This window comes from Streptomyces sp. NBC_01508 (assembly GCF_045040315.1).
Taxonomy (GTDB): domain Bacteria; phylum Actinomycetota; class Actinomycetes; order Streptomycetales; family Streptomycetaceae; genus Streptomyces.
In genome coordinates this window covers 3,903,910-3,918,213 of the sequence record NZ_CP109419.1, presented here as the reverse complement: position 1 = coordinate 3,918,213, position 14,304 = coordinate 3,903,910, and the positions used below count along the sequence as shown (strand labels likewise).

13 protein-coding genes and 2 pseudogenes are annotated in these 14,304 nt (G+C 71.7%); 13 read left to right on the top strand and 2 right to left on the bottom strand.

Annotated elements, in window-relative coordinates; translation table 11 throughout:
* Positions 1-33: 33 nt before the first annotated feature.
* From OG700_RS17985 to OG700_RS17945, 9 genes and pseudogenes are all read left to right on the top strand, one after another.
* Complete coding sequence (locus OG700_RS17985) at positions 34-1,062, top strand: ABC transporter substrate-binding protein (RefSeq protein WP_405614725.1); 1,029 nt, start codon at positions 34-36, stop codon at positions 1,060-1,062.
* Positions 1,049-1,843, top strand: coding sequence for an ABC transporter permease (locus OG700_RS17980; RefSeq protein WP_405614723.1), 795 nt, complete (start codon positions 1,049-1,051; stop codon positions 1,841-1,843). Before OG700_RS17985 ends, OG700_RS17980 begins: the two co-directional genes overlap by 14 nt.
* A 101-nt stretch (positions 1,844-1,944) precedes the next feature.
* Positions 1,945-2,994, top strand: coding sequence for a dihydroorotate dehydrogenase (locus OG700_RS17975; RefSeq protein ID WP_405614721.1), 1,050 nt, complete (start codon positions 1,945-1,947; stop codon positions 2,992-2,994).
* A 68-nt stretch (positions 2,995-3,062) separates the two neighbouring features.
* On the top strand, positions 3,063-3,647 hold the full coding sequence (locus tag OG700_RS17970) for a hypothetical protein (protein ID WP_405614719.1): 585 nt from the start codon (positions 3,063-3,065) through the stop codon (positions 3,645-3,647).
* Entirely contained in the window at positions 3,644-4,138 is a 495-nt protein-coding gene (locus OG700_RS17965; protein WP_405614717.1) for a hypothetical protein, read from the top strand. Before OG700_RS17970 ends, OG700_RS17965 begins: the two co-directional genes overlap by 4 nt.
* Positions 4,135-5,433: a Zn-dependent hydrolase gene (locus tag OG700_RS17960; protein ID WP_405614715.1), complete on the top strand. Its 1,299-nt coding sequence runs from the start codon at positions 4,135-4,137 to the stop codon at positions 5,431-5,433. Before OG700_RS17965 ends, OG700_RS17960 begins: the two co-directional genes overlap by 4 nt.
* Positions 5,430-6,338, top strand: coding sequence for a dihydroorotate oxidase electron transfer subunit (locus tag OG700_RS17955; RefSeq protein ID WP_405614713.1), 909 nt, complete (start codon positions 5,430-5,432; stop codon positions 6,336-6,338). The genes OG700_RS17960 and OG700_RS17955 overlap by 4 nt, the downstream gene beginning before the upstream one ends.
* Positions 6,335-7,678 carry a dihydroorotase gene (locus OG700_RS17950; protein ID WP_405614710.1) on the top strand — a complete coding sequence of 448 codons (1,344 nt, stop codon included), beginning with the start codon at positions 6,335-6,337 and terminating at the stop codon, positions 7,676-7,678. The genes OG700_RS17955 and OG700_RS17950 overlap by 4 nt, the downstream gene beginning before the upstream one ends.
* Positions 7,679-7,858: 180 nt before the next feature.
* A pseudogene (locus tag OG700_RS17945) lies at positions 7,859-7,999 on the top strand (DUF1707 domain-containing protein); the annotation flags it as partial.
* A gap of 48 nt (positions 8,000-8,047) precedes the next feature.
* Here the strand turns inward: OG700_RS17945 and OG700_RS17940 are convergent.
* A pseudogene (locus OG700_RS17940) lies at positions 8,048-8,410 on the bottom strand (FGGY-family carbohydrate kinase); the annotation flags it as partial.
* Here OG700_RS17940 and OG700_RS17935 point away from each other — a divergent pair.
* The 3 genes from OG700_RS17935 to OG700_RS17925 all read left to right on the top strand — a co-directional run bounded on the left by OG700_RS17935 (position 8,361) and on the right by OG700_RS17925 (position 12,965).
* Positions 8,361-9,395: a YhfZ family protein gene (locus tag OG700_RS17935; protein ID WP_405614708.1), complete on the top strand. Its 1,035-nt coding sequence runs from the start codon at positions 8,361-8,363 to the stop codon at positions 9,393-9,395. The pseudogene OG700_RS17940 and the gene OG700_RS17935 overlap by 50 nt on opposite strands.
* Positions 9,396-9,547: 152 nt before the next feature.
* Positions 9,548-11,164, top strand: coding sequence for a serine/threonine-protein kinase (locus OG700_RS17930; RefSeq protein WP_405614705.1), 1,617 nt, complete (start codon positions 9,548-9,550; stop codon positions 11,162-11,164).
* A gap of 559 nt (positions 11,165-11,723) precedes the next feature.
* On the top strand, positions 11,724-12,965 hold the full coding sequence (locus OG700_RS17925; RefSeq protein WP_405614703.1) for a hypothetical protein: 1,242 nt from the start codon (positions 11,724-11,726) through the stop codon (positions 12,963-12,965).
* A gap of 368 nt (positions 12,966-13,333) precedes the next feature.
* Here OG700_RS17925 and OG700_RS17920 read toward each other — a convergent pair whose 3' ends face one another.
* Positions 13,334-13,621, bottom strand: coding sequence for a hypothetical protein (locus tag OG700_RS17920; protein ID WP_405614700.1), 288 nt, complete (start codon positions 13,619-13,621; stop codon positions 13,334-13,336).
* 38 nt (positions 13,622-13,659) lie between these two features.
* Here OG700_RS17920 and OG700_RS17915 point away from each other — a divergent pair, with 38 nt between their 5' ends.
* Positions 13,660-14,286 (top strand): chorismate mutase, encoded by a 627-nt coding sequence (locus OG700_RS17915; protein ID WP_405614698.1) that lies wholly within the window; start codon positions 13,660-13,662, stop codon positions 14,284-14,286.
* Positions 14,287-14,304 lie beyond the last annotated feature (18 nt).

Below are 14,304 nucleotides of genomic sequence, written 5' to 3'. Positions count from 1 at the left end.
CCACTCCCACTTCGCCAAGAACAAGGAATGATCATGAACAGAAGGCCCCTGAAGCTGGCCGGCGTCCCCGCCGTCATCGCCGTCGCCGCCCTCCTCGCGTCGTGCAGCCCCGGCTCCTCCGACTCGGCGAAGACGTCGTCCGACGGCACCAAGAAGGTCACCATCCAGATAGACGGCGCCGCGGTGCCGTACTACGCCCCGCTGTACGCGGCCAAGGAGCAGGGCTACTTCGCCGACGCGGGCCTGGACGTCGAGTTCACCTACGCCCAGGGCTCCGACATCGTGAAGAACGTGGCGTCGGGCAACGTCGACTTCGGCTTCCCGAACGGCGACTCGGTCGTCACCGCGTACGGCAAGGGCATCAAGACGAAGGTCGTGCACACCACGTACCAGCAGGGCATCGGCTCGCTGCTGTCCCAGCCCTCGGCGAACATCAAGTCCCCCGCCGACCTGAAGGGCAAGACCGTCGCGGTCACCGACCTCGGCAGCCCGAACTACATCCAGCTCCAGGCGATGCTCCAGAGCGCCGACCTGAAGCTCTCCGACGTGAAGGTCCGCACCCTGGGCACCGGCGTCATCGTCGACGCGCTGAAGAACGGACAGGTCGACGCGATCGTCTTCTCGCGCCTGCGCTACTACGCGCTCCAGTCCGCCGGGGTCGACGTGAACCAGATCCTGAGCGACAAGTACCTGCCCTCCTTCGGCAACGTGGTCATCGCCGGCGAGGACCTGGTCAAGAACGACCCGGACACGGTCAAGGCGTTCGACAAGGCGCTGAACAGCGGCATCGAGTACACCGTCAAGAACCCGCGCGAGGCCGTCGACATGTCGGTGACGAAGTACGCCTCCTCCTTCAAGGGCCAGGAGAAGGAGATCACCACGATCATCGAGGACCTCTTCGCCAAGAGCCTGTGGCAGTCGGACAACACCAAGAAGAACGGCCTGGGCTCCTCGGACCTCGCGCGCTGGCAGCAGGCCATCGACTCCCAGAAGCAGTTCAAGCTCCTCGACACGTCCTTCGACGCGAGCGAACTGGTGGTGAAGCCGAATGACCTCGGCTGAGACCGCCGCCCGCCCCGGCCGGACGGCCGACGCCGTCCGGCCGGTGGTGATCGGCGCGCTGTCCCTGCTGGCCGGTGTCGGTCTCTGGTGGCTGGCCACGGTGGCCTTCGGCATACCGGCCTACAAGCTGCCGAGCCCGGCCGCGGTCGCCGATCACGCCTGGCGGCTGGCCGGGGACGACGTGCTCACGGTGCACATCCAGCAGACGCTGGCCGAGGTCGTGCAAGGTGTGCTGATCGGCACGGTGGTGGGCATCGTCCTCGCGATCCTCTTCACCCGCCTGCCGTTCGTCGAACGCCTGTTGATGCCGCTCGTCATCGTGGCGCAGGTGACCCCGAAGATCTCGATCGCCCCGCTGATCGTGCTCTGGCTGGGGCTCGGGGTCGGCTCCAAGATCGCGCTCGTGGCCCTGGTGTCGTTCTACCCCGTCATGATCAACATGGTCACGCGGCTGCGGTCGGTGCCCAAGGGCGTCGACGACCTGGCCCGCCTGCTGCGTATCGGACCGGTCGCCCGAGCCGTCAAGATCGACCTGCCGTACAGCCTGCCGGCCATCGCCGTGGGGCTGCGCCTGGGGGTTCTCCAGGCGGTGACGGCGGCGGTCATCGGTGAGTTCATCGGAGCGCAGTCGGGGCTCGGCTACCTGGAGAAGCAGGCGCAGGACAACGACGACATCAAGCTCGTGATCATCTGCCTCGGGCTGCTCTGTCTCATGGCGTGGGTCATGTACGCCCTCATCGGCTGGGCCGAGCGCAAGCTCACCGAGCGGTTCGGCGGCTGACACCGCGGGACCCCGGCGTCCGGCTTCTCTCCGCGGCGTCCGGCTTTTCTCCTCGATCCCCCGCACACGGAATCGATCCCCCTCACGCAGAAGGCAGGCCCATGACGGAGGTTCAGGACCACAGTCCCGCGGTGCTCGACGGCCGTGACGAGCGTGACGGCCGTGACGCCCGCGATGACCGCGACGAGCGCGACGAGCGCGACGGCCGTGACGACCGCGACCGGCATTTCGCGGACCACACCGCGTTCCGGACCGATCTCGCGGTCCCGCTCGGCCCGCTGCGGCTGGCCAACCCCGTCATGCCCGCGTCGGGCTGCTTCGGTCCCGAACTCGGCGCCCTGCTGCCCGTACACCAGTTGGGCGCCGTCGTCACCAAGACCCTCTTCTCGCAACGGCGTTCCGGCAACCCCTCGCACCGGCTCACCGAGAGCGCGCGGGGGATGCTGAACAGCGTGGGCATACCCAGCCCGGGCTCGACGGAGTTCATCCGCACGGTGCTGCCCCGCTACCGGTCGTTCGGGGTCCCCGTCGTGGTGAGCGTCGGGGGACTGACCGTGGAGGAGTATCTGCGGATCACCGAGGATCTCGCCGACGCCCCCTGCGAGGCACTGGAGGTGAACGTCTCCTGCCCCAACCTCGAACACGGCGGGCTCGCCATCGGCACGGACGCGGCGACCGTCGAGCGCGTCGTCTCCGGTGTCGTGGCCCGCACGACGCTGCCCGTCATCGTCAAACTGACCCCGAACGTGACATCGATCGGTGACATCGCGCGGGCCGCCGAGCAGGCGGGCGCCACCGCCGTGACCGTCGCCAACACCTTCCCCGGCATGGCCATCGACCTGAACACGCGCGGCGCGGTGCTGGGCAACGGCGTGGGCGGGCTGTCCGGACCGGCGGTCCGGCCCATGGTGCTGCGCCTGGTGTGGCAGGCCGCGGCAGCCGTCTCGATACCCGTCGTCGGATGCGGCGGCATCAGCACCGCGCGGGACGCCCTGGAGTTCGTGCTGGCCGGGGCCACCGCCGTACAGCTGGGCACCGCGACGTTCACCCGCCCGTACGCGATGACCCAGGTCCTGCGGGACCTCGACGCCCTGTGCCACGAGCTCGGCATCGACCGCCTCGCGGACGTACGCGGCACGGTGCGGATCTGACCTCGTACACGGCCGTCTCGGCCACGCGCCCTCCACCGACATCGACCCGTCCCATCCACGGAGCCCCCATGAACCTCGCCCAGGTCCTGCGTACGGCACCTGACGCACCCAGCGCCTTCCAGAGCGACCGGCGACGGAGCGCCGAACTGTACGCCGACATACTCGCGGTGGCCCCCGGCGGTGACGGCCGGGTCGACGTCGAAGCCGTCCAGAGCCGGCCGTCCATCCTGCGCCGTACCGCGGCGCTGCTCTCCGAAGCGCTGCCGCCCGGCACCGACCGGTTGGTGTGCGCGGCCCCCGACGGCATCGCCACCACCACCGCCCTGGCCCTGCACACGGGGCTGCCGTTCGCGACGGTGACCGGGACCGGGGACGACGCCCGGCTGACCGGTGAGGCGCACGCGGGCGAACACACCGTCGTCGTCGTGCCGTTGATGAGTACGGCGCGGGACGCGGCACCACCGGTGCTCGCCGCCCTGAAAGCCGGGATGCGGGTCTCCCACGTCCTCAGCGTGGTCGACAGCACCGACACCACCGACACCACCGACAGCACCGACACCAGCAGCGTGGCGGACACGCTCCTGGAGCAGTACGAAGTACGGTTCCACGCGCTCTTCTCCGCCACCGAAAAGAAAGAGGTGGATCCCCGATGACCGAAAGCACCTCCGCGATCGTCTCCGGCATCCGTGAACTCGGCGCGGCCACCGACGCCTACGGCACCACCCTGAACACCCAGGTCTCCCCGGCCGCCGCCGACCTCATCGGCCGGGTACTCGCCGACGCCGTACGCGACCTGGCGCCGGACCACATCGCGGTGTGGGAGAGCAGCGACGAAGCCGTACTCGCCCACATCGTGGCCCTGGCGACGGGCGCCACCGTCCTGCGGGTCACCGACGAGTCCGGAATCACCTCCGTCACCCCGTCGATCACCCCCGGCGACCGGGTCGTGCCGCTGGCGACCGCCTGGGAGCCGCGCCGGCTCCAGGCCATGCTCGGCCTGCTGCGCGGCGCCGCCGCCGAAGTGACCGCGGTGGCCGCCGTCCTGCACACGCCGACGCTCGACGCCGCGGGCTCCGTACCGGTAGGCGTACCCGTGGTGTCGCTGCTCTCCGAGGCGGAAGCCGCATCGGCCGGACTCCGATGACGGCCCCGACCGTCGCCGCGCTGCGCCGCGCCGACGCCGACCGGCTCCAGGAGCACCTGGACATCTTCGCCGCGCTGTCGGAGCCCGGCCGGGGACCCGGCGTCACCCGGCTCGCCCACACCCCGCTGGAGCGCCGGGCCCACGACGTGTACGCGGCGCACATGCGCGCGCTCGGCCTGGGCGTACGCACGGACACGGCCGGCAACACGATCGCCGAACTGCCCGGCACCGCCCCCGCGCTGCCGGCCCTGGGCACCGGCTCCCATCTCGACAGCGTGCCGGGCGCCGGGGCGTACGACGGCATAGCCGGTGTGGTCGCGGCGATGGAGGTGGCACGGCTGTTCGTCTCGGGCGGGGTCCGGCTCACCCGGCCGGTCCGGTTCGTGGCCTTCGCCGCCGAGGAGGGAGCCCGCTTCGGACAGGCGTGCACGGGCAGCCGGATCGCCGCGGGCCTGACCGGCCCCGCCGACCTGCGGACCAAGCGGGACGCCGACGGCGTATCGCTGGCACAGGCCATGACCGCCGTGGGCCTCGACCCGAACGACACCGACGCGGCCCGCTGGCGCGCCGAGGACTGGGCCGCCTTCCTGGAACTGCACATCGAGCAGGGCTCGTTGCTGGAGTCGCAGTCCGTTCCCATCGGACTGGTCGACCTGATCTCGGGCAGTACGCGGCTGCGCCTCGATCTCACCGGACGGGCCTCGCACACCGGGGGAACCCCCATGCGGATGCGGGCCGACGCGATGACGGCGGCGGCGGAGATCATCCTGATGATCGAGACCCTCGCCAACGACAGCCGCCATCACGGCACCCGCGCGACCGTCGGACGTATGCACGCCTCGCCCGGCTCCCTCACCACGATCGCCGGGAGCGCCGAGGTGTACGTCGACGTACGGGACGTCGACAACGACCGGCAGCGGCTGACGGCTGCGGAGATCGTGGACGGCGCGCAGAACATCTGCTTCCGGCGCGGGATCGGGTGCGAGTCCCGACTGCTGGCCGACGCCTCCCCCGTCATCCTCCCCAGATGGCTCCGGGACACCGTCGCCGAGGCCGCGACGGATGCCGGGATCGCGCACCGGGTCATGCCCAGCGGGGCCAGCCACGACGCACAGATGATCAACCACGTGGTGCCCACCGGCATGATCTTCGTCCCCAGCCACAACGGCGGGGTCAGCCACAGTCCCGACGAGCTGACCCATCAGGACGAACTCGCCGTCGGCACCGACATCCTGGCCTCGGGTCTGCTACGACTCGACGCCCGGCTGTCCGCACAGGAGGCCCCAGCAGCATGAGCACCCTCGACACGGCGGCCGGCACCGGATCCGGCACCGGATCCGGCGCCCGCATACCGGTCCGGGACAGTGTGACCCCGCTGCCCGGATCCGGGGCCGGCCTGCCCGTCCCGACCTGGCACCGTGCCCGGGTCCTCGCCTCCGCCCCGCACGGCCGGGGCTACCACTTCCTGCGCCTGGAGGCACCGAGCATCGCCCGGACGTGCCGGGCGGGCCAGTTCGTGATGCTGACCGCGGCCAGGGACGGGGACGACGGCCCCGTCCTGCCCCGCCCCATGGCCGTGTACGGCCGGAACCCCGAGGCAGGCACCCTCGACATCCTCCTCGGAGTGGTCGGCGACGGCACCCGCCAACTGGCCTCCTTCCGGCCCGGCGAGCGGATGCTGGTCGTGGGACCGCTGGGCCAGGGATTCAGGATCGCCGGGCGGACGCGGCGCGTCCTGCTGGTCGGCCGCGGCATCGGCACCTGTTCGCTGACCACGGTCGCCCAGGAGTGCGCCGGGACGGCCGTCGAGATCGTCGCCGTGGCCAGCGGCGGAAGCGCGGACCGGGTCGTGGGGGCGGACGTCTACCGGGCGGCCGGTGTCACACGACTGCACGAGGTCACCGACGACACGGGCAGCAGCGAGGTGGCCCGGCTCCGGGACGTGCTGACGGCGGACCTCGACCAGGCTCCGCCGCAGCAGATCATGACGTGCGGTTCGGAGCGGCTGGCCCGGCTCTGCGAGGAGTTGGGCCGACGCTGGGCGGCGGACGTCCAGGTGTCGCTGGAGGCCCACATGGCCTGCGGCCTCGGGTACTGCCACGGTTGCGCCACCGGGACCAGAAGCGGCCCCGAGGAGTCCCCGTTGATCTGCGCGGACGGACCGGTCTTCCGCCTCTCGCACCCCAAGGCAGAGAGGTGAACGGCCCTGCGGGGACGACGATCCTGCGGGGGGTCCGGCCCCTCGGCGGCGCGCGCCGGGACGTGACCGTACGGGGCGGCCGGATCGTCTCCGTAACGGATCCCGTAACGGATCCGGGGAACGGGCACGGCGCGAGTGCGGCGGACGTGACGACGGCGGACGTGACGACAGCAGACTGCGACGGGCTGATCATGCTGCCGGCCCTGGTGGACCTCCACACCCACCTGCGCGAGCCCGGCGACGCGGCCTCGGAGACCATCGCGAGCGGCACCGGCGCGGCGGCACACGGCGGGTACTCGGACGTGCTCGCCATGGCCAACTGCGTACCGGTGACCGACACCCCCGAGCGGGTACGGCACATCATCGAGCGCGCGGCGCGAACCGCGTCCTGCCGGGTGCACCCGGTGGGAGCCGTCACCGACGGCCTCGCCGGCCGCGACCTCGCACCCCTCGACGCCATGGCGGCGGCCGGCGCCGTGATGTTCTCCGACGACGGCGTATGCGTCGACGACCCCGCGCTCCTGATGCGGGCGCTGGAGGCGGCCCGCCGTACCGGAACCCTCGTCGCCCAGCACGCGCAGTGCCCCCGGCTCGCGGCGGGAGGCCAGATCAACGCCGGCGCGGCGGCGCGCGCCACCGGTCTGCCACCCTGGCCGGCGACGGGCGAGGAGACGATCGTCGCCCGTGACGTCGTCCTCGCCGGGGCCACCGGCGGACGCCTGCACATCTGTCACGTCTCCACGGCGGGGACCGTCGAAATCGTCCGATGGGCCAAGGCGCGCGGCTGGCCCGTAACAGCCGAAGTGACCCCCCACCACCTGCTGCTCACCGACCTCATGACGCGCGACAGCGACCCCCTGCACAAGGTGAATCCGCCCCTGCGCACAGCACAGGACGTGGCGGCGCTGCGCGCGGCCCTGCGCGACGGAACCATCGACGCCGTCGCCACCGACCACGCCCCGCACACCGCGTCGAGCAAGGACAACCACTGGTGCGAGGTCCCCTTCGGCATGCTGGGCCTGGAGACGGCGCTTCCCGTGGTCGCCCAGGCCCTGGGCGCCGGGGACGAACCGGACTGGAACCTGCTGGCCACGGTGATGTCGACACGCCCCGCCCGCATCGCGGGCCTCGCGGACACGGCGGGCCGCCCGCTGCGCGCGGGGGAGCCGGCGACGTTCACCCTGGTGGACCCCCGGGCCGACTGGCGGGTGGACCGGACCGAGTCGGTCAGCGCGTCGGACAACACCCCGTTCCACGGCATGACGTTCCGCCACCGCGTCGTCGCGACCATGGTCGAGGGCCGCGTGACCGCCGACATCGACCGCCGGCTCGTGCCGTAGCCATAGCCATAGCCATGGCGGGCATGAGCCGAACCCGCCCCCGGCGCCCCGTACTTGCGGCTCCGCGTCCCGCTCCGATCCGGTGCGCGGCCGGGATGCATGTCGCGATACGGCGTTAGTCTTCTCTTCGCGCCGCTGCCGCGTCGCGGTGGAGACGTTCGACAGGACCAGGACGGAAGCATGCCGGGAGAGATCTCGCCCACCGGAGAGCCTTCCGGCCCCGGCTCGCCGCCCGGGCTGCGCGCCTCGCACGCGGACCGGGACCGCGTGGTGGATGTGCTGCGTATCGCGGCGGGGGACGGCCTGCTGACCGCCGATGAGCAGGCCGCGGGCGCTGGAGTCCCAAGACGGTGCGCCGAGGCCGGTCAGCGCGGGGACGAAGTAGACGCCGTTGTTGTCCCTGACACCGCGTGCCAGTTCCTCGGTCTCGGCCGCGTCGGTGAGCAGTTGGGCCCCGTCCCGCAGCCACTGCACGGCCGAGCCGGTGACCGGGGCGTATCCCTCCAGTCCGTAGGTGGTGACGCCGTCGCGGCGCCAGGCGACGATGGTGCTGAGCCCGTGCTGGGAGATGACGGGTTCGGTGCCGGTGTTCACGTCGAGGAAGGTGCCGGTGCCGTGTGTGGTCTTGGCGTCGCCGGGGCGGACACAGGCCTGCCCGAACAGGGCGGCCGACTGACCGGCGATGGCCGCGGTGATGGGTGTCTCGGCGCCGGTGACCGCGGGGTCGGTCATCGCGATGATCCCGGAGTCGTCGACGACTTCGGGGAACAGGCTCATCGGCAGTCCCAGGGCGCCGAGCCATTCCTGGTACCAGCCGCCGGCGAGCAGGTCGTACGCGATCGTCGTCGACGCGCTCCGGGCCGGTGTCGGGTCATCGCTGCCGACCAACAGCCACTATCTGCACACGCTGGGCGCCAGCGCCGGAACGGTCCAGCGCGCGATGAAGTTCCTCGCGGACCAGCGAGCACTCACCGTGACCTCGCGCGGGCATCTCGGACGCACCCTGGACTCGCTCGATATCGGCGCGGCCTGGCACCTGGCAGGACTCACACCGCTGCGGCTGCTGTTCCCGCCCGGCGGGCCGGTGGAGATCGACGTCCTCACCGAGGCCCTCGCGGGTGAGCTCACCGCACTGGGCGTCCCCCACACCGTTCACCACCAACGGGGCGCCGCACGCCGCATCGACGCCATCGTCACCGGCGACTACGACCTCGTGGTCGTCTCGGCGGGCACACTCGACGACGCGGCCCGACGCCTGGAGTCGGCACCGACACTCGTCCTGCCCCCCGGCACCTACTACGCGCCGCGCCGCCTCGTCGCCGTCACCAGAACAGCCGCCCCGGAACCCGGGCCCGGCGCGCGGGTCGCCATCGACTACGACTCACCCGACCACGTTCTGCTGACCGAATCCGCCTATCCGCCCGACCACGGATACGTCTACGTCCCCTGCGAATTCCCCGGTGTCCCGGCAGCGGTCCTGCGAAGCCAGGTCGACGTCGGCGTCTGGCACCTCAGCCACACCGTCATCCCCCTCGACCTCGCGGGGCTGAGCTGTACCGACCTGGAAGACCTCCCCACCGCCACCGCCTGGCGCGACCTGTCCGCCGCCGCACTCGTCGGCCGGCCACGGCGCGGCGAACTCACCGCGGTCCTGGCCGCGATCAACCTGCCCACCCTCACCCAGGCCCAGCGGCACCACCTCCGCCACACCCCCTGACGCCGGCCACCCACTCCACCCCACGAGCGGTCACCACGCTCCGCCGGATCACCACCAACGCCGGCCACCGCCGCCCCGCAGCCACAACGCCGTTGGCCTGCCCCTTAGGCTGCCGTCGTTGGTCAATGCGTCAAAGTGGGGGGAGCGGGCCGATGGATGATGTGAGGGATGTCTTCCAGCCACTTCAGGCGGCCGACCCGTCCGTGGTGGCGGGTTACCGGCTCGCCGCCCGGCTGGGGGCCGGTGGCATGGGCCGGGTCTACCTCGCGCACACCCAGGGCGGCCGGCCCCTGGCGATCAAGGTGGTGCGCCCGGAGCTGGCGGACGACCCGGACTTCCGGCGGCGGTTCGGCCGGGAGATCAGGGCGGCCCAGCGGGTCCGCGGGGCGTACACCGCCGAGTTGATCGACGCCGACGCGGATGGCGTACCACCCTGGCTGGCCACGCTGTACGTACCGGGGCCGTCCCTGGCACAGGCCGTGGCCCGCCGCGGTCCGCTGTCGGTGACCGCCGTGCTGTGGCTGATGGCGGGGATGGCCGAGGCGTTGCAGGCCATCCATGCCGAGGGCATCGTGCACCGGGACCTCAAGCCGTCGAACGTGCTGCTGGCAGCCGACGGGCCGCGCGTGATCGACTTCGGCATCGCGCTGGCCGCCGACGCGACTTCGTACACGGCGACGGGACATACGATCGGTACCCCCGCGTACATGGCCCCGGAGCAGGCGTCCGGGGCAGGGGTCACCGCGGCGACCGATGTCTTCGCCCTTGCCCAGACGGCGGCGTTCGCGGCGCTGGGCAGGCCGCTCTACGGCGATGGCCAGGGTGTCGACGTGCTGTACCGGATCGTGCACTTCGGACCCGATCTGTCCCTGTTGCCCGAACCCTTGCGTCCGCTGTTCGCCCGTTGCCTCGCCACCGATCCGGCTGAGCGGGCCACGCCGGCGGAGGTCGTGGAGTGGTGCCGGCAGCGGTTGGGAGCGGACGCCGACGCGGGCGGGGCACCGGCCGTATGGCGGGAGATCAGCGGGCCGGAGGTCGCAGTACCGCCACCGCTGCCCGACCCCACCCCGCCGCAGCCGCAGCCGCTGGTCAGGTATCCGGACCCTCGGGCCGGGGGGATGGTTCGCAGGCGGCGTACCGCGCGGATCATGGTCGTCGGTTCGGTGGCGGGCGGGCTGCTGCTGACGGCCCTGGCCTGGCGGGTCATGGACGCGGAGGGCCGGGGCGATCAGCGGGACGCCGCCGGCTCGTCGGCGTCCGCGACCGGACCGGAGGCACGGTCGTCGGACTCCGGGCGGGGGTCGTCGGACTCCTCGGACTCGGCCAACTCGGGGGCCGGTGAACCCGCGGCCGAGGCCTCGTCGTCCGCCTCGGCCTCACCCCAGGAGCCGCGAGCCGAGCCGTACCCCCTGGTGATGCTGGACCCGAAGAACTCGGTGAACCTCAAAGACCCGAACGCGGAAGCGAAGGGCCGTACGGGGGACATCCGTTTCGGCTGCCCGACGATCGGTTGCCGGCTGGAGAGCGATACGAGCGTGTTCCTCCAGCTGCACGGCAAGCCGGGCGCCACCCTCGAAGAGTGCCGCCGGCTGCTCAAGGGCGGAAAGGACAACCGCCTCCCGCTCGCAGGCGCGGCGAACGGCAGCGAAATCTGCATCAAGGGCCCCTCGGGGGACATCGCCCTGTTCGTGATCTCGACGAAGTCGACCGCGCTGCCGGAAGTCGCCTTCCTCCAGGGCGCCCTGACGGTCTGGCGAGGAGCGGCCTAGGGCGTGTTGCGAAAGTAGCGCCGTCCGCCCGAAGGGCGGGGCCGACGGCGTCTGGTGCGTGCGATCGCAAGGCGGAGGATCGTTCTCGTACTGGGCGTACTTGGACGAGTCCGACAACGCGGCGAGTGTGCGTGCCAGGCGTCGTCGGCCAGGCGGGACTTTCGCAACACGCCCTAGGGTCTTTCGTTTGGATCTTGCCGGGCTCGCGGTCCCTGGCACCGCGCCTCGCCGCGTTGACGGCGGAAGGGCAGGCACGGCTCCCGCCGTGCCTCCCTCCTCCACCTCGCGATCCACGGCACCAGACCCCGCTCCCTCATCCGGCCTGATCCAAACGAAAGACCCTAGGTCCTGTCCGATCCGCCGGACAGGGCCTAGACGCTCGATCGAGCGTGAACTGTCCGTCAGGGGTGCCTCGCTGGGGCTGCGTGGGCCTTGTCCGCCGGGACGTGGAAACCCGGCCGTTCGGGCCGGAAGCAAGATCGGTCCGGCCGACGCGGAGCCGGCGAGCGCCGGTTGACGTCATTCTCAGCAGGTATCACCACGGAGAGAGGCAGTCCCGATGGATCAGCGAACGTCCGACCGCGACGCCGACACCACCACCGAGTTCGAGAGGGACGTCGTCAAGCTGTTGCTGGAGACGCTGAGCAAGGTGGCCAAGGAGGAACGCGAGGACGTCGGCACGGAGAGCGTGCTGAACGCGCTCGTATCGGGTGACTCGGCCGCGGGTTCCGCGATCGCCCCCGGAATGAAGGCCGTCGGCTCGCTCGGCGCTTCGATCGGGTGCCGGGGGACATCCGTGTGGGTCAGTGACGACGCGGGGGCGGGCGCGGGGGACGGCGCGGAGGACGGCGCGGCGGGAGCCCCGGACGACGAGCGGGAGATCGACGCCCTCTGGCGGGAGGTCCGGCAGGAGGAGGCCAAGAGGCTGCGCTGGAAGAACCGGAAGAAGGAGGAGCGGGAAGGCATTGAACTCCCCCCGATGACCGGTGCGTTGCGGTCCTGTCTGCGCACAGCGCTGGAGGCCGCACGGGAGGAGGGCACCCTTTCGGTGCGCGTGCGCCATGTGGCGCGCGCACTGGTCGAGCTGCCCGATACGCGTGCCCGCGAGGCCATGCTGCTGGAGAAGCTGGACGTCCCGGCCGCCTCGACCGCGCTCGACGCGTTGCGGGAAAGTGACGAAGCGCCCGAGCCCGTCGCGGTGTTGGTGCTGCGCAAGGCGGGGACGTTCGGCAAGAGCGGCAATCCGCTGACCCGGAAGTTCACCTCCTGGATCTTCGGGGGCGGCGCGGGGTTCGGCTCCGCGGTGGTGGGCGTGGTGCGCTCGGAGTCACAGCGCGGTGCGGTACGGCGCGGGGCGTCGGAGACGGAACCCGTCGATGTGCTGCTGGGCATCCTGGCGCTGGACCGGTCGTTGGCCGTCGCGGGGCGTGAGCTGCCCGAGCAGCTGACGGAAGCGAACCGGGGGGCGGAACTGCTGCGCCGACACGGCGCACGGCAGGATGCCGTCGCCCGAGTGCTGCTTCCCTCCACCGGGGTCGCGGAGGGGGAGCCCCCGGAGGTCGACTCCACCGCCGACTTCGACCGGCGCCTCCTGCACGTCACGCAGCTCACCGCCTCCGCCCAGGGCTCGCCCACGGTCGGCACGACCCACCTGCTGGCCGCGCTGCTGGACGAGGCCGGGACAAACGTGGAGTCCGCGGCGGAGATCGAGCGGGTGCTGACCGAGAGCGGGGTGGACGTCGCGGGGCTGCGCGCGGAGCCGGAGCTCCGGGTCCCAGGAGGATCGGCACAGGCGGCCTGAGGCGGCAGCGGTCGGCCAACACGCTTGACGAGAACAGCCGTTGAGAGCAGCCGGTGATACCCGCCATGGAGAACGGCGCCCGCACGCAGGAGAACCGGAGCCCGGCGGTGTGGCCGTGGAGACGGCCGCGTCACGAGGCCGCCGCGATTCGGGGCGCGACACGCGCCGCGCCCCGGCGGACGGTCGTCACCGAGTCCGTACTCGTCGGCTTGGTCCCGCTGTGCGCGCGGGGCACCCGGCGCCGCCGCGATGAACCCGAACACGACGCTCAAGGCGTATCGGGAGCTGGAGCGTGAAGGGATCGCAGAGCTGTGTCAGGGGGCTCGGAACCCTCATCACACGCGCGCCTCGCCATGCGGAGCCTGTGGTCATCGCCGGCGGAACACCGCGCCGTCGAAGCCGACTGCACCACTGGACCGAAGGAACGACCACGCCGCCTTCAGTACCAGCAAGACTCCGAAGGTGACCACCATCGCGGGCAGTACGCGCCGCAGCGGCAACCCGGCGGCGGCACCGACCAGCGATCCGGGCAGCGATCGGGGCAGAGCCGGTGCCACCGCCACGGCCGAGGCAACATCCCACTTCACAGCCAACTCAGTCACGAGTCGGCCCATGTCGAGCATGTACACCTGTACGCGTTGATCCCAACTCTCCATGCAAGGACGCCCCTGTGCGAACCCGACGTACGCGATCCGTGTCGGTCGCTGTATCCGCCGTATCCGCCGTATCCGCCGCTCTGCTGCTCTCCGGTGCCGCTGCCGGCCCCGCCGTCGCCCGGCCGCAGCCCGTGGCGCCCGCGCATTCCGCCACTCACGCGCTCGCCCCGCTGACCAACCTGTTCGCCGAGCGACTGCTGATCGCCGACAAGGTGGCCGCCGCCAAGTACGGCACCGGCCGGCCGATCGACGACCCCGCGCGGGAACAGAAGATCCTCGACGACGCCGCCGCTCGGGCCGTCGGGCTCGGGCTGGCCCCTGACACGGTGGTCGCCGTCTTCGGGGACCAGATCGAGGCGAACAAGCTGGTGCAGCGCGGGCTGTACGCGCGCTGGGACGCGCACCCCGACGAGCGGCCCACTCAGCGGCCGGACCTCGACAAGGAGGTCAGGCCGGCACTCGACCGCATCACTACGCGGTTGCTCAACACGCTGGTGGCGACGGAGGGCGTGCGCTCCTCACCGCCGTGCGAGCCGCGGTTGTACGGCGCGGCCGCCCGGTCGGCGTACGGCCATGAGCTCGACGTCCTGCATCTGAAGGGGATGGGGCGGGCGTTGCCCTCGGCGTGCGCACGGGTGAACGATCACGTGATTCCCCAGAGGTAGGTCAGCGCGGACACGTAC